We start from the raw sequence: 21,553 nt of genomic DNA on the forward strand, positions 1-21,553 counted from the left end.
GCCATTTCCCCGACATGCATCAAGTGCGGCCAACATGGCGCGCGCCGGGAGGCCATCGGCGCATCAGGCCGGGTAGCCCACCGTCTGCGCCAGCATCACGCGCTGGCCCGCGCCCAAGCCCATGCGCTGCGCCAGTTCGGCCGGATCGAACCAGGCGCGCGTGACCGTGGCCATGCCCTCGGCGGCGCACAGCAGGTACACGTTCTGGCTGATATGGCCGGCGTCGAAGGCGGCGTGCAGCAGCCGCTCGGCGTGATCCTCGGTCGGCAGTCGGCCCAGGTTGGCCACGTACAGCAGGTTGACCGGCGCCACGCCCGGGAAATCCTGCTTGCCGGTGGCGGCGCGCAGGTCGGCCCGCCCGCACAGCACCAGCGCCGGCGCGGCCGGCTCGTAGCGGTACCAGCCGTCGGCCATCACCACATAGATGTCGATCTCCTGCGCGTTCGACACCGACGGCGCCGTGCGGCCGTGTTCCGACGGCCGGTTGACGCCGTAGGCGGCCCACAGCAGGCGCGACAGCCGGTAACGCGGCAACGCGCGCGGGCTGAAGGCGCGCTGCGAGCGGCGCAGCTTGAGGGTGTCGAGCAGGCCCAGGGCCAGCGCGCTGATGTCCGAGTCGAGCTCCAGCGCCGCGGCATCCACCAGCGGCAGCACGCCGCCGTCTTGCAACTCGGCGTGCTCCGCAGCAGCCGGCGCGGCCGGCGACGGCGGCAGCAGGCGCAGCAGCGCCTGCAGCAGGTTGGCCCGGCTCACCATGCCCTCCAGGCGCCCTTCGCGCAGCACGGGCACCCGCTTGATGCGGTGCTCGGCCATCAGCGCCGCCACCTGTTCCAGCGGCGTGTCCGGCGCCACGCCGACGACGGCGGCGCTCATCACCTCGCCCACCAGGGCGCCCCGCCCCGCCCGGTCCGCCCCGCCGCGCGCACGCAGCAGCGCCAGCCACGGCGGCGCGGCGCCGCCGCCGCCCAGTTCGGCCCGCCGCAGCAGGTCGCCCTCGCTCAGCATGCCGGCCAGCCGGCCTTGTGCATCGACCACCGGCAAGGCGCCCAGCCGGTGCTTGAGCATCAATCCGATGGCGTGCCGCACGCCCGCCTCGGGGCCCACCGTGATCAGCAGGCGGGCCATGACGTCGGCGGCGATCATGGCCGCCGCTCCGGTTCTGTGTTGCGCATGTCGTGCTCCTTGAAATGGTTGCCGGCATGCCGCCGGCGTTGCCTACTATGGGGGCTGGCGCGGCCGGTTTCCTTGATCCAGGTCAAATCAGCCCGCCTCCGGCAGCAGCACGGCGGCCCCGTCGAAGGCGCCGGCGCGCAGGTCCGCCAGCGCGGCGTTGGCCTGCGCCAGCGCGTAGGGCACCGGTGCGGTGCGCAGCGCCACGCGCGCGGCCAGCGCCATGAAGGCGGCGCCGTCGGCGCGCGTCAGGTTGGCCACCGAGCGCAGGCTGCGCTCGCCCCACAGCAGCGCATACGGCATGGCCGGCAGTTCGCTCATGTGGATGCCGGCGCACACCACCGTCGCGCCCCGGGCGCAGGCGGCCAGCGCCAGGGGCACCAGGCGGCCGTCGGCGGCGAACAGGATGGCCGCCTCCAGCGGCACCGGCGCCGGCTGCGCCGACGAACCGGCCCACACCGCGCCCAGCGCGCGCGCGAACTGCTGCGAGCGGCGGTCGCCGGGACGCGTGAAGGCGTACACTTCGCGCCCCTCGGCCACGGCCAGCTGCGCCACGATGTGCGCAGCGGCGCCGAAGCCGTACAGGCCCAGCCGGCGCGCCGCACCGGTCATGGCGTAGGCCCGGTAGCCGATCAGGCCGGCGCACAGCAGCGGCGCCGCGTGCAGGTCGTCGTAGCGCTCGGGCAGCGCCAGGCAGTAGCGCGCGTCGGCCAGCGCATAGCCGGCGTAACCGCCGTCGCGGTCGCAGCCGGTAAAGCGGGCCCGCGCGCACAGGTTCTCCCGCCCGCCCAGGCAGTAGGCGCAGCGGCCGCAGGTGCGCGCCAGCCAGGGCACGCCCAGCCGCTGGCCAAGCCGCCACTGGCCGGCCTGGCTGCCGGCGGCCACCACCACGCCGACGATCTCGTGCCCCGGCACCAACGGCAGGCGGCGCGGCGCCAGCTCGCCGTCCAGCAGGTGCAAATCGGTGCGGCACACGCCGCAGGCCGTCACGCGCAGCAGCACGTCGTGGCCGCGCGGCCGCGGCACCGGCAGCATCCGCGCCTCCAGGCCCGCCCCGGGCCCGCCGTGCGCCAGCACCATCGCCGGCATCGTGGCCGGCAGGGCCGCGGCGGCCCGGCTATCGCTGCGCATCATCCCGTTCTTCCGGCGGCGCGGCCCAGTACAGCACCAGTTCGCGCCGGCCGCCATCGGCCACGCGGACGCGCCGCGTCTGCGTCTGGCCGCCGGCGCGCGCCGTGAGCTGGTAGCTGCCGGCGGGCAGGCGCACGTACAGCAGCGGCCCGGCCTGCGCCAGCTGCAACTGCGCGCCGCCCCGGCTGTCGCGGATCTCGACCTCGACATCGGCGCGGTAGGCGCCGCTGCCCCGGTTGGCGAACAGCAGCGCCAGGTTGTAGTCCGCGCGCTGCTGCCGCATCTGCTGGCGCTCCTCCTCCCCCGCGCCACCGTCCAGGTAGGCGGCGCCCGGCCCGTCCTGCGCCGCGCCGGCCGCGCCGCTGGCCAGCGCGGCCAGCATGGCCGCCCCGCCCAGCACGGCCCTCCATCGCATGCGTTCCATGTGCGTCTCCCTCAAGTCAGGTGATCGGCCGAGATCAGCACCTTCAGCGCGCCGCTGGCGGCCGCCTCGCCGAAGCAGGAGTAGGCCTGCAGGATGTCGCTGAAGCGGAAGCGGTGGCTCACCAGCCCGGCCGCGTCGAGCCGGCCCGATAGCACCGCGCGCAGCAGCTGCGGGATGGCGGCCGTGTCGACCAGGCGCGTGGTGATGCTGATGTTGTGCGACCACAGGCGCTCCAGGTGCAGGTCGGCCTTGCAGCCGTGCACCCCGACGTTGGCCACCGTGCCGCCCGGCGCGACGATGTCGGCGCACAGCTCGAAGGTGGCCGGCACGCCGACCGCCTCGATCGCCGTGTCCACGCCGACGCCGCCGGTCAGCGCCAGCACCGCCTTCACGGCGGCCCGGTCCACCGCGCGCACTGTGTGGCTGGCGCCGAAGCGCCGGCTCAGTTCGAGCCGGTGCGGGTCGATGTCGACCATGATGATCTGCGCCGGGCTGTAGAACTGCGCCGTCATCAGCGCGGCCAGCCCCACCGGGCCGGCGCCGACGATGGCCACGCTGCCGCCCGGCGCCACCTTGCCGTTGAGCACGCCGCACTCGAAGCCGGTCGGCAGGATGTCGCTCAACATCACCAGCGCGGCCTCCTCGGCCCCCGCCGGGATGTGGTACAAGCTGGTGTCCGCATGCGGGATGCGGACGTACTCGGCCTGGGTGCCGTCGATCTTGTGGCCCAGTATCCAGCCGCCGTTGGCGCAATGCGAATACATGCCGCGCCGGCAGTATTCGCAGCGCGCGCAGGACGTGATGCAGGAAATGAGCACCGCGTCGCCCGGCGCGAAGCCGCTGACGGCCGCGCCCACGGCCTCGACCACGCCCACCCCTTCATGGCCCAGCGTGGTGCCGGGCAGGCAGGTGGGCACGTCGCCCTTCAGGATGTGCAGGTCGGTGCCGCAGATGGTGGTGCGGGTGATGCGCACCACCGCGTCGGTGGGCGCCTGCACCTGCGGCACCGGCTTGTCCCGCAGTACCGGCTGGCCCGGTCCTTCATACACTAGCGCGCGCATGGCCGTGCCCCCCTAGTTGATGGCCAGCTTCTTGGCGCCGCCGTTGGCGCGCTTGGGCAGGGTCAGCTCCAGCACGCCGTCGTGGTACTTGGCCACGGCCTTGCTCTCGTCGACGTCCTGGCCCAGCGTGAAGCTGCGCAGCTGCTGGCCGACATAGCGCTCGCTGCGCAGCAGCGTCTCGCCCTTCTTCTCCTCGTGCTCGCGCCTGGACTCGGCCGCGATCGACACCCGGCTGCCGTCGATCTGCACCGAGATGTCTTCTTTCTTCATGCCGGGCAGTTCGGCCTTGACACTGTAGGCTTGCTCGCTTTCGCTGACGTCGAGCCGGATCTGGGGCGGGCCGGCCAGGTCGCGCAGCGCATGCTTGAAGCCCATGTCGCGGAAAAAATCCTCGACGTTGCGCAGCGGATCGGCGCGCACCAGGTCGCGGAAGGGGTCGAAATGCGTCACATGATGGTGTGCCATGGTGTTTCTCCTAGAAATTGGTTAGGCCGGGGAACGCTGGCGGGCGCCGGCCACCGCCCGCAGGATCGCAAGCAGCGTGCAGGCCGCGCTGCTTGTCGATGGCTGGATTCTGCGGCAAGCCGCAACGGCGCGCGCGCCGCAAAACCGATCTGGAACAAGTTCGCGCACAATTCTTTGCGCGCCCCCTTTTTCGGGAAAAATTTGATCTAGCCCCCTGTTCACGGGCCCCGCCCTGGATAACACTGACAGTCCGAGACCCAGACGCCGACCGCAAGGCGCGCCCCGACGCCATGAATACCCCGCACTCCACCGCTCTTCCTCCCGCACCGGTCCCGGGCCGGCAAACCGGCTGCGACACTTGCATGGCGCGCCACTTCTGCCTGCCGACGGCCGGCGTGGCCGGCTCCGCCGCCCGCGCGCCGCTGCGCCGCATTCGCGTGCCGCGCGGCAGCGCGCTGTACAGCGCCGGCGCGCCGGTCGGCGAATACGTCTACGTGGTGCGCTACGGCTGCTTCAAGCTCAGCCGCACGGACCGCGGCGGCGCCCGCGTCATCCTCGGCTTTCCCGGCAGCGGCGATTTCTTGGCGCTGGAGGCGATCGGCCTGGCACACCACGACTGCAGCGCCGTGGCGCTGGAGGACAGCGAGGTGTGCGAAATCGGCTACGAGGGCATGCGCGAGCAGGCGCAGTTTTTCCAGGGCGTCATCAGCCACAGCATCCGCGACATGCAGGACGTGCTGTTGCAGCAGCGTCGCACCACGGCCGAGCAGCGCCTGGCGGCCTTCCTGCTGCGCCAGTCGGCCTGGCACGCCGCGCGCGGCTGTTCCGAACTGCGCTACCGCCTGCCGATGGCGCGCCAGGACATTGCCGCCTTCCTCAACCTGACCCCTGAATGCCTGAGCCGGCTGCTCGGCCGCTTCCGCCGGCTCGGCCTGATCGCCGCCGGGCGCCACGACGTCACCCTGCTCGACCGCGCCGGCCTGGAGGCGCTGGCGGCGCCGGCGCGCGCGGCCTGAACCCTCAGGACTGAGTGCTTCGAATTTGACCTGGATCAAACCTGGGCGCGGCCGGCGGCGACTATCATGCAATACGCGCCTGGTCCCTGCGTCGCATGGATCCGGCGCGCGGCGCCCCCGCGCCAGAAAGGCACGGCCATGAACTCCAGCAAATTGCACAACGTCATCCCCCTGCGCACGGACACCCGTGCCATGTCCTGCCTGAGCTGCGAGGCGCGCGCCGCGTGCTTGCCGGCCGGCATGGACGACGCCGACTGCGCCCGCGTCGACCGCCTGGTGCTGCAGCGCCACCGGCTGCTGCGCGGCGACGACCTGTACCAGATGAACGAGGTGGTGCGCGGCCGCGTGTACGCGGTGCGTAGCGGCCACTTCAAGTGCTACCGCCTGACGCCGGGCGGCGACCAGCGCATCACCGCCCTGCCCGGGCGCGGCACCCTGCTGGGCCTGGAAGCGCTGGGCCAGGAGCGGCACGCCGGCGCCGCCACCGCCACCTCCGACAGCGTGCTGTGCGAGCTGTCCCACCCGCGCCTGCTGGAGGCGGCGCGCCACTTTCCCGCGCTGGAGCAGCGCCTGGAACAGATGCTGAGCAGGGAACTGGCGCGCCAGCACGGCCTGGCCATGATGCTGGGCTACGCGCGCGCAGAACAGAAGCTGGCCTGCTACCTGCTGGAGCTGGCGTGGAGCAGCCGCCACCGCGACGGCGGCCGCGTGTGCGTCGACTTGCCGCTCACGCGGCAGGACATCGGCGACTATCTCGGCCTGACCGACGCCACCGTCACGCGCCAGCTGCTGCGCCTGCAGCGCGACGGCGTGCTGCAGGTGGAACGGCGCCACGTGGTGCTGGCCGACCAGCCCCGGCTCGAGCGCATGGCGGCCGGCAAGGACCGCACGCCGGACGCGCGGCCGCGCACGGCGCAGCGCTAGCGGCGCGCCCCCATCGTCAAGGAGAGCAACGTGCCCCACACCATCCTGCTGCCCACAGACGGCAACCCGCGCGCGGCGCCGGCCATCGAGCGCTGCATGCGGCTGGCGCGCGCCAACGCGGCCGCCGTCGTCGGCCTGTACGTGCTGCCGTGCGAAGACTTGTCGGTCCCGGAGGACGACAGCTACCTGCAGGAACGGGAGCGCCCGTCGAGCGTCGTGCGCGCCGCCGATGCGCTGCGCGCGGTCGAAACGGCCGCCGCCGCCGCAGGGGTGCCCTGCACGGTGCTGACGCGCTGCGCGGCCGCGCCCTACACGGCCGTCATCGCGGCGGCGCGCGAACGCCAGTGCGACCTGGTGTTTCCCGACGCCATGGAGCGCATGCCGGACGCCGCCGAGAGGGCCGCGCTGCAGCAGTCGGGCATCGCCCTGGCGGCGGGCGCGCCTGTGTAAACCGGATCAGGCCCGCCGCAGGGCGGTCTGGCGGCCGGTGCGCCCGGCGCTGGCCGGCCGGGCGGAATACGGGAGCAGTGCCGGGCTGGGGACATGGGCTTTTCCAATAGATGTTGCGTTGGAATAAGATCATGCGGCGAACATTCACCCCGCGTTAGCCGGCCGATTTGATCCAGATCAAGGCAGGCGCAGGGCCCATGCGCCGACAATGCGCTTGGCGGGCGCTGTGCCCGGCCATACACCGCGAACCGCTCCGCCTTGCACAAAATGCCTCTCTTCGACACCCTGCGCCGTGCGGCGCGCGGCCCTGCGTCGGCCGCCCTGCTCTTGGCGCTCACGCACGGCGCGGTGCGCGGCGCCCCGCCCGCCGCCGACGCGGAACGCGCCTGGCTGGAGCGTTTCTACGCGGCGCGCGCCGATGCGCCGGCGTGGGACGGCGCCGGCTCGCCCCGCGCCGCCCAAGCCCTCGCGCTGCTGGCCCGGGCCGCAGAGGACGGCCTGGCGCCGGCCGACTACGCCCTCGCCCCGCGCGCGGCCACGCCAGCGCAATTCGACGCCGCGCTCACGCAGGCCATGCTGCGCTACCTGCACGACTTGCACGCCGGCCGCACCGCCGGCGGCCTGGCGGCGCCGGCGGCCGGGCCCGCCTTCGATCCCGTCCCGCTGCTGCAAACGGCACTGACGGCCGGCGACGTGGCCGGCGCGGCCGCCGCCGCCGCGCCCCGGCTGCCGCTCTACCAGCGCCTGAAAACCAGCCTGGCGCAGTACCGGGCGCTGGCGGCGCGGCGCTTCGATCCCCTGCCCCCGCCGGCCGGCCCGGCCGTCGCGCCCGGCGGCAGCTATCGGGGCGCGGACGCGCTGCGCACCCTGCTGGCGGCGCTGGGCGACCTCGCCCCGCAGGACGGCGCCGCCGCCGGCGCGGACTACCCGCCTGCGCTGGCGGCGGCGGTGGCGCGCTTCCAGGACCGGCACGGCCTGCAAGCCGACGGCAAACTTGGCCGGCAGACGCTGGCCGCCCTGAACGTGCCGCTGGCGGCCCGGGTGCGCCAGATCGAACTGGCGCTGGAACGGCTGCGCTGGCTGCCCGAGCTGGCGGGCCCGCTCATCGCCGTCAACCTGCCCTCCTACCGCCTGTGGGCCTACCGCAGCACGGCGCCCGGGGCGCGGCCGGCGCTGGCCATGCGCGTCATTGTCGGCCGCGCCGGACGCCATCCCACGCCGCTGTTCATCGGCCAGATGCGCTACGTGGAATTCCACCCCTACTGGAACGTGCCGGCCAGCATCACGCGGGCCGAGATCCTGCCGGCCCTGGCGCGCGACCCGGCTTACCTGGCCAGCCACGACATGGAGCTGGTGGACGCCCAGGGCCGCCCCGCCGCCGGCCGCGACGCGCCGGCCGCGCTGCGCGCCGGCGCCCTGCGCGTGCGCCAGCGGCCCGGGCCGCAGAACGCGCTGGGCCCGATCAAATTCGGCCTGCCCAATCCGATGGGCATCTACCTGCACGCCACCCCGGCCGGGCAGCTGTTCCAGGCCGCGCGGCGCGACTTCAGCCACGGCTGCATCCGCGTGCAGGACCCGGCTGCCCTGGCAACCTTCGTGCTGGAGGGCCAGCCCGGCTGGGACGCGGCGGCGGTGCGCCAGGCGCTGGAATCGCCCACGCAGCGCACCGTACCGCTGCGCGCGCCGCTGCCGGTGGTGATCTTCTACGCCACCGCGCTGGCCGACCAGACCGGCCGCACGCTGTTCAGCAACGACATCTACGGCCTGGACGCCGCGCTGGAGGCGGCGCTGGCCGCGCGCCGCAACTAAGCGCCGGCGTGCACCCTGCGCCGCGTCCCCCGCCGATTGCGGCGCAATTTGATCCAGATCATGGTTTGGGCAAGCCGGTGCGGATCACAATAACGCAGCCGGAATACCGCGCGCGCCGCGTGCGGGCCCCGGGTCCAACACGAATGCGGAGGCAACCATGTACAAGACCATCCTGCTGCACATCGGCCAATCGCCAACCTGGCACAACGGCTTGCGCGCCGCGGCGGATCTCGCGAAGGAGCGCGAGGCGCACCTGATCGGACTGGCCAGCACCGGGTTTGCGGTGCTGCAAAATTCGGCGGCCGGCGCCGGCGCATTCGCGCTGTATCCGCCTATCGGCTACGACCAGCTCCGCTCCGAAGCCCGGCAGCGGCTGCAGCAGTTCGAGCAGGCTGCGGCGGCATACCCGTTCGCGTCGGTCGAGTCGCGCCTGATAGACGATGCCGCCGAGTCCGCCCTGGCCCTGCAGTCGCGCTATTGCGACCTGGTGCTGGTGGCCGGCGGCGCCACCACCGAGGCATCGCCGCTGCTGCCTGGACGGCTGGCCGGCTACCTGGCCATGCATGCCACCCGGCCGGTACTGCAAGTTGCCACGCGCGCCGAACCGCGCCTGGACGGCACCGCCGTCATCGGCTGGAACGGCGCGGCCGAAGCCAGCCGCGCCGTCGCTGCCGCCCTGCCGCTGCTGCGGCGCGCCGAGCGCGTGCAAATTGCCGTCTTCAACCCCGACCAGGGTCCGCGCCTGCACGGCGACGCGCCCGGCTCGGACATCGCCAGCTATCTGGCGCGCCACTGCGGCAATGTCGCCGTGATCACAGAGAACACCGCCGCCGACCCCGGCGAGGCGCTGCTCGACCTGGCGCGCAGCAGCGGCGCCGGACTGATCGTGGCGGGGGCATACGGCCACAGCCGCTTCCGGGAATGGGTACTCGGCAGCACCACGGCCTGCCTGCTGGACCAGGACGAGATCGCCGTGCTGATGACGCATTGACGCGCCCGCGTCCCAGGATTCGCACCGCCCCTGACCGGGCAGGCCCTACCACCCGCATTGAGGAGTCGCCATGCATCCCCGCCGCCTTTCCCTGGCCCTGCTGCTGTGCTGCAGCGCCTTCGCCAACGCCCGCCAGGCCGCGCCGCCCGGCCCGGTCGCGCCGCCCGCCCCGGACCGCACCAGCGACGTGTCGCAGCAATGGGCCACCGCAATTGGCCAGGTGAACCAGGCCCTGGCCGTCGTGCGCACCATGGCGGGCGATCCTGTCATCGCCGAAGCGCTGCGCCTGGCAAACGGCGTCTTCATCGTGCCCGCCTACCGCAGGGCTGCCATCGGCATCGGCGGTGGCGGCGGCGGCGGCGTCATGCTGCTGAAACGGCCCGACGGACAGTGGAGTGCGCCCGTGTTCTATACGCTGGGTGCGCTGGACGTTGGGCTGCAGGCCGGCGCCCAGCGCGGGCCGATCGCGCTGGTGTTGATGAACGACAAGGCCACCGCCGAATTCACGAACAAGCACAATTTCTCGCTGGGCGCCGACGCCGGCCTCACTCTACTGAGCTGGCACAAGCTGGCGCGCGGCAGCGTCGGCGGTGGCGACGTCATCGCCTGGACTTCCGCCAAGGGCTTGTTCGGCGACCTGCTCGCGGTGGGCGTGACCGACATCCGCTACAACTCGACATTGACCAACGCCTACTACCGCCGCACGCTGTCCGCCAGCGACGTCACCACCGGGCTGGTCGACAACGTGCAGGCCCTGGCCTTGCAGCAAGCGCTGGCCGAAGCGGGCAACCGCGCGCGCTGACGCGCACGCCTTCCCGGCAGCACGGCCGCGCCTGCGCGCCGGGCTGCCAGCCAACCGCGAAGCGACAGCGATGACCAGCCATCCGTCCCGATTCACCCGGCCGCGCCTGGCGGCCGCCGCCGCCGCGCTGTTGGCCCTGGCCGCCGCCGTCTACTGGGCCGCCGCGCCGGAAGCGCTGGCGACCTCCAGGCCCGAGCGCGGCAGTGTGGTCGACGCGGTGTACGCCGCCGGCAGCGTGGAGCCGACGGTGAAGATGCCCATCGCGCCGCGGGTGGGCGGCCGGCTGGCCGAGCGGCTGGCCGACGAAGGCGACCAAGTGCGTAAAGGCCAGGTGCTGGCGCGCCTGGACGACGCCGACCTGGCCGGCACGGTCGACGAACAGCGCGCGCGCGCCGAGTACGCCCGCAGCCAGCACGCGCGCATTGCGGCGCTGGCCGAGCGCGGCTTCATTGCCGCCGGTGAAAAGGAGCGCAGCCGCAGCGAGCTCGCCGCGGCCGAGGCGGCGCTGCGGCGCGCACTGGCGCAGCGCGGCTATATGGCGCTGACCGCGCCGGCCGACGGCACCGTGATCCGCCGCGACGGCGAACCCGGCCAGTACATCGGCCCGGGCCAGGCGGTGTTCGTGCTGGCCTGCTGCGCGCCGCTGCGCGTGAGCGCCGACATCGACGAGGAAGACATCAACCGGGTGCGGGTCGGCCAGCCCGTACTGCTGAAGGCGCCGGCCGTGCCCGGCACGGTGTACGACGGCACAGTGACGGAAATAACCCCGCAGGGCGACCCCGTGGCGCGCAGCTACCGGGTCCGCATCCGCCTGGCCGAGCCCGGCGCGCTGCGCACCGGCATGACGGTCGAGGCGAACCTGATCGTCAGCCGGCGCGAGAACGCCGTGCTGCTGCCCAACAGCGCCATCGTGGACGGCGCGGTGTGGCTGGTGACGCAAGGACGGCTGCAGCGGCGCGCGGTCCAGCTGGGCATACGGGACGCGCGCCGCAGCGAGATCGTGCGCGGCCTGGCCGGCGATGAAACGGTGGTTCTGCAGCCCAATGCGGGCCTGCGGGAAAACCGGCCAGCGCGGCCGCTCGCGCGTTGAGGGGGCGCCATGCCGATCCACCTCGACATCGCCTGCACCCATTTGCTGCATCACCGGCGCTCGACGCTGGTTTCGCTGTGCGGCATCGCGCTCGGGGTCGCCTTCTTCCTGGCCGTGGCGGCGCTGATGCGCGGCTCGGAGCAGGACTTCCTGCAGCGCCTGGTGGACAACAGCCCCCACATCACCGTCTACGACCAGTACCGGATCCCGCACGCCCAGCCGGCCGAGCTGCGCTGGCCGCAGGCGGTGGTATCGGTCAGCAATGCCAAACCGCTGGTCGAGACGCGCGGCATCCGCGGCTATCGCAGCAAGCTCGAGCAGATCGAGGCGCTGCCGGCGCTGCGGGTTGCGCCCCTGCTGCACGGCTCGGCCGTGCTGGTGTTCGCCGGCCAACAGCAAGGCATTAGCCTGTCGGGCGTGGAACCGCAGCGCATGAAAATGGTCTCGGCCATCGAGCGGCATATGGTTGCCGGTTCGCTGGACGACCTGGGCGCGACGCCGAACGGCATGATCATCGGCCAGGGCCTGGCCGGGAAGTTCCGCCTGCGCATGGGCGGCACGCTGACGGTGGTCTCGGCAGGCACCGGCAGCCGGGTCATGAAGGTGGTTGGCATATTTCGAACCGGTAACGCGGCCTACGACGAGACCGAGACCTTCACCCTGCTCAAGCGCGCCCAGGCGATACTGGACCGTCCCAACCGGGTCAACCGCTTCATCATCCAGCTGGCCGATCCGCACGCCGCGCTCGGCGTCGCCGCCGCCATCGAACGCAGCATCGGCTACAAGTCGGTGTCCTGGATCGAGGCGTCGGAGGACCTGCTCAATTTGCTTCTGGTACGCAATGTCATCATGTACAGCGTGGTCTCGGCCATCCTGGTGGTCGCGGCGTTCGGCATTTACAACACCATCTCCACCACCGTGATGGAAAAGACGCGCGACATCGCGATCCTGAAGTCCATCGGCTTTCGCCGCGCGGACATGCGGCGCATCTTCCTGTGGCAAGGCGGCATCATCGGCCTGCTCGGCAGCGTTGCGGGCCTGCTGTTGGGCAACGCACTGATGCACATCCTGGTCACGGTCGAGTTGAAGCCGCCCGGCGTCAGCGAGGTGGTCAGACTGCCGGTGTGGTGGGGCGCCGGCCAGTACGTCGTTGCCGCCGGCTTCGCCATGGCATCCTGCCTGGGCGCGGCCTACCTGCCCGCCAGCAAGGCCGGCAAGCTGCGTCCGGTCGACATACTTAGGGGGGCGACATGAGCGCCTTGCTGCGCGCGGAAGGGCTGGTGCGCACGCTGCCCGGCGCGGTGCCCGTGACGCTGGTGGACGGTGTCAGCCTGGACATTGTTGCCGGCGAGTTCGTCTGCATCATGGGGCCGTCCGGCTCGGGCAAATCGTCGCTGCTGTACTTGCTCGGCTTGCTGGACGTGGCCGACGCGGGCCGCCTGTGGCTCGACGGCGAGGATATCTCGCGCTGCAGCGACGACCAGCTGGCGGCGCTGCGGCTGTCCAAGCTCGGCTTCGTGTTCCAGTTTCACTTCCTGCTCGCCGAATTCACCGTGCTGCAGAACGTCACGCTGCCGATGCGCCGGCTCGGCAGCCTGCCCGCAGCCGCAGCCCGGGAGCGGGCCATGGGCCTGCTGGAGCAGTTCGGCATGGCCGGGCACGCCGACAAGCTGCCGGCGCAGCTGTCGGGGGGCCAGCGGCAGCGGGTCGCCGTCGCGCGCGCCCTGGCCAACGCCCCGCTGCTGATCCTTGCCGACGAACCGACCGGCAACCTGGACTCGGCCGCCTCGCAGAACGTGCAGCGCACGCTGCGCGGCTTGGCCGACGGCGGCCAGACCGTGATCGCGGTCACGCATGACGCCGCATTCGCCGCCGCCGCCGACCGCCGCATCCACCTGCTCGACGGCAAACTCGCGCCGGACCGCGGGCCGCAGTCCTGAGGCGCCGCCGCCTCTTCCCTTCCGGCAAAGCCCCCGCATTTGACCTGGGTCAGGGATTTTGCGGCCGCAGCGCTGTAAAACGGAACTTCGCTGTTGAAGAATGCCTTCATGCCCGTCGCGCAGCGCAGCGGCCAGCGTCGGCCATTGCGGCCCGAGCGCGGCCTGGCGCCGCGCCCGGCCCCAGCCACGAACATTCGAACCCAATCAGGAGCAACGCCATGAACCAAAGAGAAGTCGTCATCTGCCAGCCGGTCCGCACCGCCATCGGCACGTTCGGAGGAAGCCTGACAGCCATCCCCGCCACCGACCTGGGCGCCGCTGCGATCCGCGCCGTGCTGGCCCGCAGCGGACTGGCCGCGGAACAGGTGCAGGCCGTGGTCATGGGCAACGTGATCCAGGCCGGCGCCAAGATGAACCCGGCCCGCCAGGCCGCCATCGCCGCCGGGCTGCCGGTCACCGCGCCGGCGCTGACGGTCAACCGCGTCTGCGGTTCCGGCGCGCAGGCGATCGCCAGCGCGGCGCTGGAAGTCTGGGCCGGCATGATCGACTGCGCCGTCGCCGGAGGCATGGAGAACATGGACCGGGCGCCGTATCTGCTGCCGCAGGGCCGCTGGGGCGCGCGCATGGGCGACGTCACGCTGTTCGACAGCATGCTGCACGACGGCTTGAACGACGCTTTCTCCGGCCAGCACTCGGGCTGGCACACGGAGGACCTGGTGCAGCAGAAAGGCATCTCGCGCGCGGACCAGGATCGCTGGGCGCTGCGCTCGCAGCAGCGCTTTTCCGCCGCCCAGGCGGCAGGCAAGTTCGTGGCCGAGATTGCCGCGCTCGACGTGCCGGGGCGCAAGGCGCCCACCCTGTTCGACAAGGACGAGCACAACCGCCCCGACACCAACGCCGAGTCGCTGGCCAGGCTCAAGCCGGCGTTCCGCAAGGATGGCAGCATCACGGCCGGCAGCGCGCCTGGGCTGAACTCCGGCGCCGCCGCCATGATCGTCGCCGAGGCAGCGTGGGCCCGGCGCAACGGCCTGGCGCCGCTGGCGAAGCTGGTGTCCTACGGCGTGGGCGCGGTCGAACCCGGCATGTTCGGACTGGGGCCCGTTCCCGCCGTGCGCCAGGCGCTGCAGCGGGCAAACTGGACCATCGGCCAGGTCGACCGCATCGAGATCAACGAAGCCTTCGCCGCCGTCGCGCTGGCATGCCTGCGGGAACTGGGGCTCGACGAGGAGAGAGTCAACGTGGAGGGCGGCGCCATCGCGCACGGGCACCCGATCGGCGCCAGCGGGGCCGTGCTGGCCACGCGCCTGCTGCACTCGATGCAGCGCGACGGCCTTGAGCGGGGCGTGGTGACCTTGTGCATCGGTGGCGGCCAGGGCATCGCCCTGGCGCTGGAAATGCTGGCCTGACATCGCCATGGCACTCGCATGGTCGCCGCATATGCGGCTTGGCATACCGCAAGTGGATCACGCGCATCGGTTGTTCGTGGCACGGCTCGGCTGCCTGGAACACAGCGCCGACCATGAATGGCTGCTGCGCCTGACTGAACTGGCGGCCGGAATGGAACATGCATTCGCTGCGGAAGAGGCGCTGATGGAGAGCCTTGCCGCGCCGGGCCTTGCGCCGCACAGGGAACAGCATGCCAAGGTGCTGGGCATGCTGCGGCAAGCGATTAACGCCTTGCAACGTGCCGACCACGGGCCTGCCCGCGCTACGATCGCGCTGCTGCCGCACTGGTTTCTGATCCATCTTGCCACCATGGACCTGGAACTCTCCGTGGCCGCGCGGATCTTCACGCGGGCCACGGGCGCTTGCGATGCGGCCGCCCAATCGCGGCATGGTTGACGCGCTCAATCACGCCGGTTGAATATCGCGCTGATTTACGCCCGCTCCGGCTTGAAGCCCTTGCCTTCAAGGTAGGCCATGGTGGCGGCGGCGTCGCCCAGCCAGGCATAGACCTTTTCCATTTCGCCCGAGTTGTTCAGCATGTCGCTGGCGATCTCCGGGTTGATGCTGGCCGCGTACAGCGCCAGTTGCTGGTGCGGCTGCAATCCGGTGATGAAGTCCCGCGTCAGGCCGAAGCCGTGCTGCGCCGTCTGCCAGTAGGCTGCGAACACGCCTTCGATCCAGGCCGCGTCGAAGACGGCGCCGCTGTCGGCAAGGATGGCCTGGGCTACTTGATGCGCCAGGCGCGAGGCCGCGTTCAGGCCCTGGGCGGTCACCGGGTCGTACGTCACCAGCGCATCGCCCAGCGCCATCACCAGCTTGCCCGATGGCAGCCTGCCGACCGGATGCTTGACGGTCGGCGTAATCGCGCCCTGCATAAATTCGTCCTCGATCAGATCGGCGGACTCGATCATGGCGTACACCGGCGGGCAGGCGCTTTTCAGGTGGTGCCGCAGCAGTTCGAATTTCTCCCGCACGCTTCCGGTCTGCGCCTGCAAGTCCAGCGGGCCGCCCGGCACGCCCTCGAACAGCAGCACCGTGGTCTGCGTCAGGTCGCGGTCGAGGAAGTTATAGAACAGGCATTCGCCGGCGCCCACGATGCTGTTCAAGGCATTGATGTGGAGGGCCGGATCGGCGTCCGGATCGAGCACGCAATTCTTGGCAAAGAACAGTGCGAGATGGCGGTACGGCCGGTCCAGCGTGGACCGCTGCGCGTCGCGCGCGAACAGCTCGCCGAAGGCGCTCCTTCCGGTGGTGACGAATACCGCGTCGTGCGCGGCCGCCGCGCGTTCCAGCAGGGCGATGCCGGCCGGCTCGACCACCAGCGTGCCGCCACGGCGCGAAAACTCCTTCATCCAGGCCGAGTACTTCAGGCGCAGGTCGATGGCCTGCGCCGGCGGCGTCAGCATGGCGGCCACCTGCAGCACCTGCTCCCCGGCCGGCGTGAACAGCTTCATCACCGTGGTATCGATCCTGCCGCCTTCGTAGGCGGACCAGAAATTCAATTCCAGTTGCTGCTCGATCTGCGTGCGCGGATGGAACTGGATCGCGATCGGACCGGTGGGCCCGTTCAGCACCTGTTCGGCGTTGCGGTCCGTGTAGAGCGTGACCTGAAGGCCGCGCGACAGCAATTCGAAACCAAGCTGCAATCCCGCCTGGCCTGCACCAACAATAGCAATCTTCTTCATGACATTCCTCTCTGAACTGGCGTGGGCGCGCACGCTCCCCTGCTTGAAGATTGCGTGCGTCAGTCAGAGATACGGCGGAAACCGGGAATTGGATGCAGCGTCCGGCCAGCCGTGTCAGCGCGGGGCCGCGCGCCAGGGCGGCGCCGGCGCAAAGCGCGCCCGGACAAAATCGATGAAGGCGCGCCCCCGCGCCGACACCCCTTTACGCTGCGGCACCAGCGCGACGATGTCGGCCGGCGGTATCGACCACGCGGGCAGTACCTGCACCAGCTTGCCGGACCGGATGAAATCGGCCACGTCCCATTCCGAGCGCATGGCGATCCCCTTGCCGCCGATGGCCCAATCCCGCACCACTTCGCCGTCGTTGCAGCTGAGTACAGGTGCAATCCGCACGCAGCGCTCGGCCTTGCCGCGCGTGAGGCGCCACAGGCTGACGTCCTCGTTGTTTTCGTTCAGCGTGATGCAGTCGTGCCGGGCAAGATCATCCGGATCGCCGGGGACGCCGCGCGCGCGCAGGTACTTCGGCGAGGCGCACAACAGCCTGTTGTTGGACGCGATCGGATGGCTGACCATGTTCGAATCGCGCAGCTCGCCAATGAAGAACACGATGTCCGAGGCGCTGGGGCCTTGCGCCTTCAGCTTGTCGAACAAGGACAACGACACCTTGAGGCCCGGGTGGGCGGCATGGAACCCGGCGATCAGCGGCGCCAGGTAGCGCCGCCCGAATCCAAAGGGCGCCTCCACCCGCAGATGGCCGGCGATCTCTCCGCTGCGCGCTTTCAGCAGGTCGAACAGGTCGTCGGTGTCGTCGCAGATGGCTGCGCCCTTCTCGTACAGCAGTTCGCCCTCGCCCGTCAGCCGCAGCTGGCGGTAGGAGCGGTCCACCAGCACCACGCCGTAGCGCTTCTCCATCTGCTGCAGGCGCTGGGTCACCGCCGAGGGCGTGACATTCATGTTGCGCGCCGTGGCAGCCATGCTGCCGGCCTTTACCAGGGTCTGGAAAAAGCGGATGTCGTCCAGGTCGATCATTAAGTTCAACTTAAGTTAGGGGTTAGCTTCATTTAACCACATTAAAGCATCGCAGCGACATAATTCTTAGCAAGGAAACACCAATCACCACGCAAAACAAGGAGCAGCCGAAATGACGCAATCGACAGCAACCGCCGCCATGAGCGGACTGGAAACCCCGGCGCTGGTCCTGGACGCGCACAAGATGGAGGCGAACATCGCCCGCATGCGCTCCCGGCTGGACCGGCACGGCGTAACGTTCCGGCCCCACGCCAAGACCAGCAAATCGGTCAACGTGGTGCGCAGCATGCTGGGCGCGGCCGCCGGGCCGATCACCGTCTCCACGCTGAAGGAAGCGGACTACTTCGCCGCCCACGGCTTCACCGACATCCTGTACGCGGTCGGCCTGGCCCCCAACAAGCTGGCGCACGTGTTCGACCTGTGCGAGCGGGGCGTGGCCCTGATCGTCATCCTCGACAACATGGAAGCGGCCGGGCAACTGGCCGACGCGGCGCGCGGCAGGACCGCCCTGCCGTCGGCCATGATCGAGATCGATTCGGACGGCCACCGCTCCGGCGTGCAGCCCGGCTCGCAGGAACTGGCCGCTATCGCCGGCCGCCTGCGCGACGGCGGCATTGCGCTCAGGGGCGTGCTGACCCACGCCGGCAGCTCCTACGACTGCCGCTCGCGGGACGACATCATCCGGGTGGCGCGGCAGGAGCGCGATGCGGCCGTGGACTGCGCGCTGCAACTGCGGGCGCAGGGCCACGCATGCCCGGAAGTGTCGATCGGTTCCACTCCCACGGCGCAATTCGCCGAGGACCTGGGCGGCGTGACGGAGGTGCGCGCCGGCGTGTTCGTATTCGGCGACCTGGTGATGAGCGGCATCGGCGTGACGCAGCCCAGCCGGATCGCCATCTCGGTGCTGGCCACCGTGGTGGGACACCAGCACGACAAGGGCTGGACCATCATCGACGCCGGCTGGATGGCCATGTCGCGCGACCGGGGCACCAGCCGGCAAGCACTGGACCAGGGCTACGGCGTCGTCTGCGACGCGCTTGGCGAGCCGCTGGACGACATCATCGTGATCGACGCCAACCAGGAACACGGCGTTATCGCCCACCGTTCGGGCGACCCCGCCCGCATGCCTCACCTGCCGGTCGGCTCGCTGGTGCGCATCCTGCCCAACCATGCCTGCGCCACGGCAGCGCAACACGACAGGTATGTCGTGATCAACGGCGCGGACACGCGGATCCAGGCTGTATGGCCACGGCTCCAAGGCTGGTAGCGCCGATTCAACGCCCATTCAACACCGATTCCGTTTCAACCTTCCTTCGCAGTTCCAACCCTGAAAGGCACCACCATGAAAACGCTCAACACCATCGCCCTCTCGCTGTCGCTGATCGGCGCCGCCCATGCCCAGCCAGCCGCCGCCGCAACCCCACCTGCCAAACCCACCGTGGTGCTGGTGCACGGCGCCTTCGCCGACTCCGCCAGCTGGAACGGCGTGGCGGCCAAGCTGCGCGCGAACGGCTATCAAGTGATCGGCGCCGCCAACCCGCTGCGCAGCGTGAAGAGCGACGCGGCGTCCATCGCAACGGTGATCCAAAGCGTCAAGGGGCCGGTGGTGCTGGTCGGCCACTCCTACGGCGGCGCCGTGATCTCCGCCGCCGCCAACGGCCAGCCCAACGTCAGGAGCCTGGTGTACGTGGCTGCCTTCGCGCCCAACAGCGGCGAGACCGCGCTCGAACTGTCCGGCCGCTATCCGGGCGGCACGCTGGGCGGCGCGCTGGCCGAGCCGGTGGCGCTGCCAGGCGGCGGCAAGGACTTCTACATCCGGCAGGACAAATTCCACCAGCAATTTGCCGCCGACGTGCCCAAGGCCGACGCCGAGCTGATGGCCATGGCGCAGCGCCCGATTGCCGAAGCGGCGCTGACCGAAGCGGCCGGCGCCCCCGCATGGAAAACGCTGCCGTCGTACTTCATTTACGGCGACGCCGACAAAAACATTCCGGCCGCCGCGCTGGGCTTCATGGCGGAACGCGCCAAGTCGCGCAAGACGGTGGTGGTGGCCGGCGCGTCGCACGTGGTCATGACGTCGAACCCGGCGGCGGTCGCCAGCCTGATCGAGCAGGCCGCCCAGGCCAACTAAGCCGCATGGCCATTCACACTCACGGGAGTTCAAGGCTGGTGGGTTTGCTCGCTCGCGTGGCGCTGAACGACCACGCGGCGTTCGGAGAGCTTTACGCACTCACCAGCAAGCACCTCTACGGCGTGGCGATACAGCTGGTGCGCAAGCGGGAAGCGGCAGAGGAAATTCTGCAAGATGCGTTTATCAACGTCTGGCAGCAAGCAGGCAGTTATGCCCCGCAGCGTTCCAGCCCGATGACCTGGCTGATGTTCATTGTCCGTAACAAGGCGCTGGATCATTTGCGCAAAGCCCGGCGCGCGCCCTGGCACGGCCCCGTGCCTGCGGAAACGGGCGAACCAGCCGGCATGGCGGAGCCCCAGGGCGAGGTGGAGCACATCGGCCCCGAAGCGCTGCTGGCGGCGGCCAACGAGAAGATGCTCCTCAACCGGTGCATGGCGCGGCTGGATGCGCGCCAGCGCCAATCGCTGGCGCTGGCCTATTACGCCGGGCTGTCGCACGCCGAGCTGGCGGAGCATCTCCAGGTACCGCTGGGCACCGCGAAAGCGTGGGTGCGGCGGGGGCTCGGCGCGCTGGGAAAGTGCGTCGCCGCCCCGCCGCCCCGGACTAGCCCGGCTTCATGAAGCCCAGGTCGTGCTGCGTGAAATTGCGCAGGTCCGGCAAGGTCTGCGCCGGGTCCACTTGCGGCAGGAACCATTTGAGCACGGTGGCCGCGTACTGGTTCACCGACGTTGTGGGTATCAGCGTGCCCTTGGCGCTGGGACCGGAACCTTTGTCGTCCGGACCGCCGACGCTGTAGTCGGGCCACTTCCCGTACACCTTCTGGCCCTCCACTGCGCCGCCGACAACAAAGTGGCAGTTGCCCCAGGCATGGTCGGTTCCATCGCTGCTGTTCGGCTTGAGCGAACGCCCGAAGTCGGACGCCGTCATGCAGGTCACCTGGCTGCTCAAGCCCATGTTCTGCATGGCCTTGCTGAATCCCGCCACCGCTTCGGCCAGGTCGCGCAGCAGTATCGGATGGCGCCCGAGCTGATTGGCGTGGGTGTCGAAGTCGCCGGTGCCCACGCAAATAATGTCGCGCACGCCGTTCAACTGGGCGCGCGCGCCAACGATGGCGGCGGCGCGTTTCAGGTGGCGGACAAATTCGACATCGCGCGTGCCGGCGAATCCCAGGCTGACCGCCGCAGCCGGCTGCCCCGTCAGCAGCGGGCCGATGGTTTCGCTGACCGTGATGGTGTCCAGTTCCTGCGCGCCCCAGGCTTTTACCAGCGCGGCATCGGAGCGCGAGGCCGATTCGACCAGGGACTTGATGATATCGAGGCGCGCAGGGGCATCGCTCCTGGGCTGGACGATCATGCTGTCGGTGTATTTCAGCGCCGTGCCGGACAGGCGCAGTTGCGGCACCCGTTGCGCCTGGCCCCAGCGCTTGTCGCCGGCAAAGGAGTACGAGGCGCCCATGCCGGCAGCTTCCAGCGCGCGTCCGCCCCAGCCGCTTTGCACCTTGGGGTCGCCCATGGCGTTGTGCCAGCAGTTCTGCTGCCCGCCATGATCGAACAGCTGACCCGGGATCTTGCTGGTATCGCCCTCGCGCACCAGTTCCGCGTACTCGGCTTTCTGGATCGGCCGCACCAGCGGCCCGACGTTGGTGATGATGGCCATGCTCCTGTCGTTCCAGAACTGCTGCAGCGGCGCCAGGCAGGGGTGCATGCCGATGGCTTCATCGCCCTGCAGCGGCAGCAGAAAGCCGTTGTCGCCGCCGGCGCCGGCATCGGCCGCCGTGCGCCGCATCGCCAGGCCGGCGCGGGTTTGGCTGTAGATGCGGTAGACCGCTTCATCGAGCGGCACGAAACAGTTGAAGCCATCATTCCCGCCTGTCATGTAGACGTAGATCAGCGCCTTGTATGCGCTGTCGGCGGCCTGCGCGTCGCGCAGGGAAAACAGGGACAGGCCGCTCAGCGCAGCAGCGGACTTCAAAAAATTACGACGTTTCAT

At 70.6% G+C, this 21,553-nt stretch carries 22 protein-coding genes; 14 read left to right on the forward strand and 8 right to left on the reverse strand.

The annotated features are described in order from the left end of the window. Positions 1-63 precede the first annotated feature (63 nt). The 5 genes from AC56DV_RS32785 to AC56DV_RS32805 all read right to left on the reverse strand — a co-directional run bounded on the left by AC56DV_RS32785 (position 64) and on the right by AC56DV_RS32805 (position 4,251). Positions 64-1,143 carry a CBS domain-containing protein gene (locus AC56DV_RS32785; protein ID WP_496318383.1) on the reverse strand — a complete coding sequence of 360 codons (1,080 nt, stop codon included), beginning with the start codon at positions 1,141-1,143 and terminating at the stop codon, positions 64-66. Positions 1,144-1,260: 117 nt separating this feature from the next. Then, on the reverse strand, positions 1,261-2,259 hold the full coding sequence (locus AC56DV_RS32790; RefSeq protein WP_496318517.1) for a zinc-binding alcohol dehydrogenase family protein: 999 nt from the start codon (positions 2,257-2,259) through the stop codon (positions 1,261-1,263). Between the two features lie 28 nt (positions 2,260-2,287). Continuing rightward, complete coding sequence (locus AC56DV_RS32795) at positions 2,288-2,725, reverse strand: hypothetical protein (RefSeq protein WP_496318384.1); 438 nt, start codon at positions 2,723-2,725, stop codon at positions 2,288-2,290. An 11-nt stretch (positions 2,726-2,736) separates the two neighbouring features. Continuing rightward, positions 2,737-3,786 carry a zinc-dependent alcohol dehydrogenase family protein gene (locus AC56DV_RS32800; RefSeq protein ID WP_496318385.1) on the reverse strand — a complete coding sequence of 350 codons (1,050 nt, stop codon included), beginning with the start codon at positions 3,784-3,786 and terminating at the stop codon, positions 2,737-2,739. 12 nt (positions 3,787-3,798) lie between these two features. Continuing rightward, positions 3,799-4,251, reverse strand: a complete 453-nt coding sequence (locus tag AC56DV_RS32805) for an Hsp20/alpha crystallin family protein (RefSeq protein ID WP_496318386.1) — start codon at positions 4,249-4,251, stop codon at positions 3,799-3,801. 290 nt (positions 4,252-4,541) lie between these two features. Between AC56DV_RS32805 and AC56DV_RS32810 the strand changes: the two genes are divergently transcribed. From AC56DV_RS32810 to AC56DV_RS32860, 11 genes are all read left to right on the forward strand, one after another. Further along, positions 4,542-5,267 carry a Crp/Fnr family transcriptional regulator gene (locus tag AC56DV_RS32810; RefSeq protein ID WP_496318387.1) on the forward strand — a complete coding sequence of 242 codons (726 nt, stop codon included), beginning with the start codon at positions 4,542-4,544 and terminating at the stop codon, positions 5,265-5,267. 138 nt (positions 5,268-5,405) lie between these two features. Continuing rightward, positions 5,406-6,191, forward strand: coding sequence for a Crp/Fnr family transcriptional regulator (locus AC56DV_RS32815; protein WP_496318388.1), 786 nt, complete (start codon positions 5,406-5,408; stop codon positions 6,189-6,191). Between the two features lie 30 nt (positions 6,192-6,221). Then, positions 6,222-6,641, forward strand: coding sequence for a universal stress protein (locus AC56DV_RS32820; protein WP_496318389.1), 420 nt, complete (start codon positions 6,222-6,224; stop codon positions 6,639-6,641). A gap of 267 nt (positions 6,642-6,908) precedes the next feature. Beyond that, positions 6,909-8,450, forward strand: coding sequence for a L,D-transpeptidase family protein (locus tag AC56DV_RS32825; protein WP_496318390.1), 1,542 nt, complete (start codon positions 6,909-6,911; stop codon positions 8,448-8,450). A 157-nt stretch (positions 8,451-8,607) separates the two neighbouring features. After that, the gene (locus AC56DV_RS32830) at positions 8,608-9,441 is read left to right on the forward strand and encodes a universal stress protein (RefSeq protein WP_496318391.1); all 834 of its coding nucleotides are present in this window, start codon (positions 8,608-8,610) and stop codon (positions 9,439-9,441) included. A 70-nt stretch (positions 9,442-9,511) separates the two neighbouring features. Continuing rightward, positions 9,512-10,243 (forward strand): lipid-binding SYLF domain-containing protein, encoded by a 732-nt coding sequence (locus AC56DV_RS32835; RefSeq protein WP_496318392.1) that lies wholly within the window; start codon positions 9,512-9,514, stop codon positions 10,241-10,243. Between the two features lie 70 nt (positions 10,244-10,313). Continuing rightward, positions 10,314-11,333, forward strand: coding sequence for an efflux RND transporter periplasmic adaptor subunit (locus tag AC56DV_RS32840; protein ID WP_496318393.1), 1,020 nt, complete (start codon positions 10,314-10,316; stop codon positions 11,331-11,333). 9 nt (positions 11,334-11,342) lie between these two features. Beyond that, a complete protein-coding gene (locus AC56DV_RS32845) occupies positions 11,343-12,587 on the forward strand; it encodes an ABC transporter permease (protein WP_496318394.1) in 1,245 nt (414 codons plus the stop codon). Next, entirely contained in the window at positions 12,584-13,273 is a 690-nt protein-coding gene (locus AC56DV_RS32850) for an ABC transporter ATP-binding protein (protein WP_496318395.1), read from the forward strand. The genes AC56DV_RS32845 and AC56DV_RS32850 overlap by 4 nt, the downstream gene beginning before the upstream one ends. Positions 13,274-13,491: 218 nt before the next feature. Continuing rightward, positions 13,492-14,679, forward strand: coding sequence for a thiolase family protein (locus AC56DV_RS32855; protein WP_496318396.1), 1,188 nt, complete (start codon positions 13,492-13,494; stop codon positions 14,677-14,679). Between the two features lie 7 nt (positions 14,680-14,686). Further along, entirely contained in the window at positions 14,687-15,115 is a 429-nt protein-coding gene (locus tag AC56DV_RS32860; RefSeq protein ID WP_496318397.1) for a bacteriohemerythrin, read from the forward strand. 35 nt (positions 15,116-15,150) lie between these two features. Here the strand turns inward: AC56DV_RS32860 and AC56DV_RS32865 are convergent, their stop codons facing one another. After that, positions 15,151-16,404: a styrene monooxygenase/indole monooxygenase family protein gene (locus AC56DV_RS32865; RefSeq protein WP_496318398.1), complete on the reverse strand. Its 1,254-nt coding sequence runs from the start codon at positions 16,402-16,404 to the stop codon at positions 15,151-15,153. 114 nt (positions 16,405-16,518) lie between these two features. After that, entirely contained in the window at positions 16,519-17,433 is a 915-nt protein-coding gene (locus AC56DV_RS32870; RefSeq protein WP_496318399.1) for a LysR family transcriptional regulator, read from the reverse strand. 112 nt (positions 17,434-17,545) lie between these two features. On the opposite strand from AC56DV_RS32870, the gene AC56DV_RS32875 reads away from it, so the two are divergent. The 3 genes from AC56DV_RS32875 (at position 17,546) to AC56DV_RS32885 (ending at position 20,184) form a co-directional block, all read left to right on the forward strand. Then, positions 17,546-18,700 carry an alanine racemase gene (locus tag AC56DV_RS32875; RefSeq protein ID WP_496318400.1) on the forward strand — a complete coding sequence of 385 codons (1,155 nt, stop codon included), beginning with the start codon at positions 17,546-17,548 and terminating at the stop codon, positions 18,698-18,700. 75 nt (positions 18,701-18,775) lie between these two features. Beyond that, on the forward strand, positions 18,776-19,564 hold the full coding sequence (locus tag AC56DV_RS32880; protein ID WP_496318401.1) for an alpha/beta fold hydrolase: 789 nt from the start codon (positions 18,776-18,778) through the stop codon (positions 19,562-19,564). 56 nt (positions 19,565-19,620) lie between these two features. Then, positions 19,621-20,184, forward strand: a complete 564-nt coding sequence (locus AC56DV_RS32885; protein ID WP_496318402.1) for an RNA polymerase sigma factor — start codon at positions 19,621-19,623, stop codon at positions 20,182-20,184. Here AC56DV_RS32885 and AC56DV_RS32890 read toward each other — a convergent pair. Beyond that, on the reverse strand, positions 20,168-21,553 hold the full coding sequence (locus AC56DV_RS32890) for a DUF1501 domain-containing protein (protein ID WP_496318403.1): 1,386 nt from the start codon (positions 21,551-21,553) through the stop codon (positions 20,168-20,170). The genes AC56DV_RS32885 and AC56DV_RS32890 overlap by 17 nt on opposite strands.

Source organism: Massilia sp. BGA-UO-ETr-WB1, from assembly GCF_059567845.1.

Excerpts from the sequence above, each read along its gene's own strand:
- AC56DV_RS32785 (WP_496318383.1), bottom strand. The coding sequence starts at position 1,143 with ATGATCGCCGCCGACGTCATGGCCCGCCTGCTGATCACGGTGGGCCCC.
- AC56DV_RS32790 (WP_496318517.1), bottom strand. The coding sequence starts at position 2,259 with ATGCCGGCGATGGTGCTGGCGCACGGCGGGCCCGGGGCGGGCCTGGAG.
- AC56DV_RS32795 (WP_496318384.1), bottom strand. The coding sequence starts at position 2,725 with ATGGAACGCATGCGATGGAGGGCCGTGCTGGGCGGGGCGGCCATGCTG.
- AC56DV_RS32800 (WP_496318385.1), bottom strand. The coding sequence starts at position 3,786 with ATGCGCGCGCTAGTGTATGAAGGACCGGGCCAGCCGGTACTGCGGGAC.
- AC56DV_RS32805 (WP_496318386.1), bottom strand. The coding sequence starts at position 4,251 with ATGGCACACCATCATGTGACGCATTTCGACCCCTTCCGCGACCTGGTG.
- AC56DV_RS32810 (WP_496318387.1), top strand. The coding sequence starts at position 4,542 with ATGAATACCCCGCACTCCACCGCTCTTCCTCCCGCACCGGTCCCGGGC.
- AC56DV_RS32815 (WP_496318388.1), top strand. The coding sequence starts at position 5,406 with ATGAACTCCAGCAAATTGCACAACGTCATCCCCCTGCGCACGGACACC.
- AC56DV_RS32825 (WP_496318390.1), top strand. The coding sequence starts at position 6,909 with ATGCCTCTCTTCGACACCCTGCGCCGTGCGGCGCGCGGCCCTGCGTCG.
- AC56DV_RS32830 (WP_496318391.1), top strand. The coding sequence starts at position 8,608 with ATGTACAAGACCATCCTGCTGCACATCGGCCAATCGCCAACCTGGCAC.
- AC56DV_RS32835 (WP_496318392.1), top strand. The coding sequence starts at position 9,512 with ATGCATCCCCGCCGCCTTTCCCTGGCCCTGCTGCTGTGCTGCAGCGCC.
- AC56DV_RS32840 (WP_496318393.1), top strand. The coding sequence starts at position 10,314 with ATGACCAGCCATCCGTCCCGATTCACCCGGCCGCGCCTGGCGGCCGCC.
- AC56DV_RS32845 (WP_496318394.1), top strand. The coding sequence starts at position 11,343 with ATGCCGATCCACCTCGACATCGCCTGCACCCATTTGCTGCATCACCGG.
- AC56DV_RS32850 (WP_496318395.1), top strand. The coding sequence starts at position 12,584 with ATGAGCGCCTTGCTGCGCGCGGAAGGGCTGGTGCGCACGCTGCCCGGC.
- AC56DV_RS32855 (WP_496318396.1), top strand. The coding sequence starts at position 13,492 with ATGAACCAAAGAGAAGTCGTCATCTGCCAGCCGGTCCGCACCGCCATC.
- AC56DV_RS32860 (WP_496318397.1), top strand. The coding sequence starts at position 14,687 with ATGGCACTCGCATGGTCGCCGCATATGCGGCTTGGCATACCGCAAGTG.
- AC56DV_RS32865 (WP_496318398.1), bottom strand. The coding sequence starts at position 16,404 with ATGAAGAAGATTGCTATTGTTGGTGCAGGCCAGGCGGGATTGCAGCTT.
- AC56DV_RS32870 (WP_496318399.1), bottom strand. The coding sequence starts at position 17,433 with ATGATCGACCTGGACGACATCCGCTTTTTCCAGACCCTGGTAAAGGCC.
- AC56DV_RS32875 (WP_496318400.1), top strand. The coding sequence starts at position 17,546 with ATGACGCAATCGACAGCAACCGCCGCCATGAGCGGACTGGAAACCCCG.
- AC56DV_RS32880 (WP_496318401.1), top strand. The coding sequence starts at position 18,776 with ATGAAAACGCTCAACACCATCGCCCTCTCGCTGTCGCTGATCGGCGCC.
- AC56DV_RS32890 (WP_496318403.1), bottom strand. The coding sequence starts at position 21,553 with ATGAAACGTCGTAATTTTTTGAAGTCCGCTGCTGCGCTGAGCGGCCTG.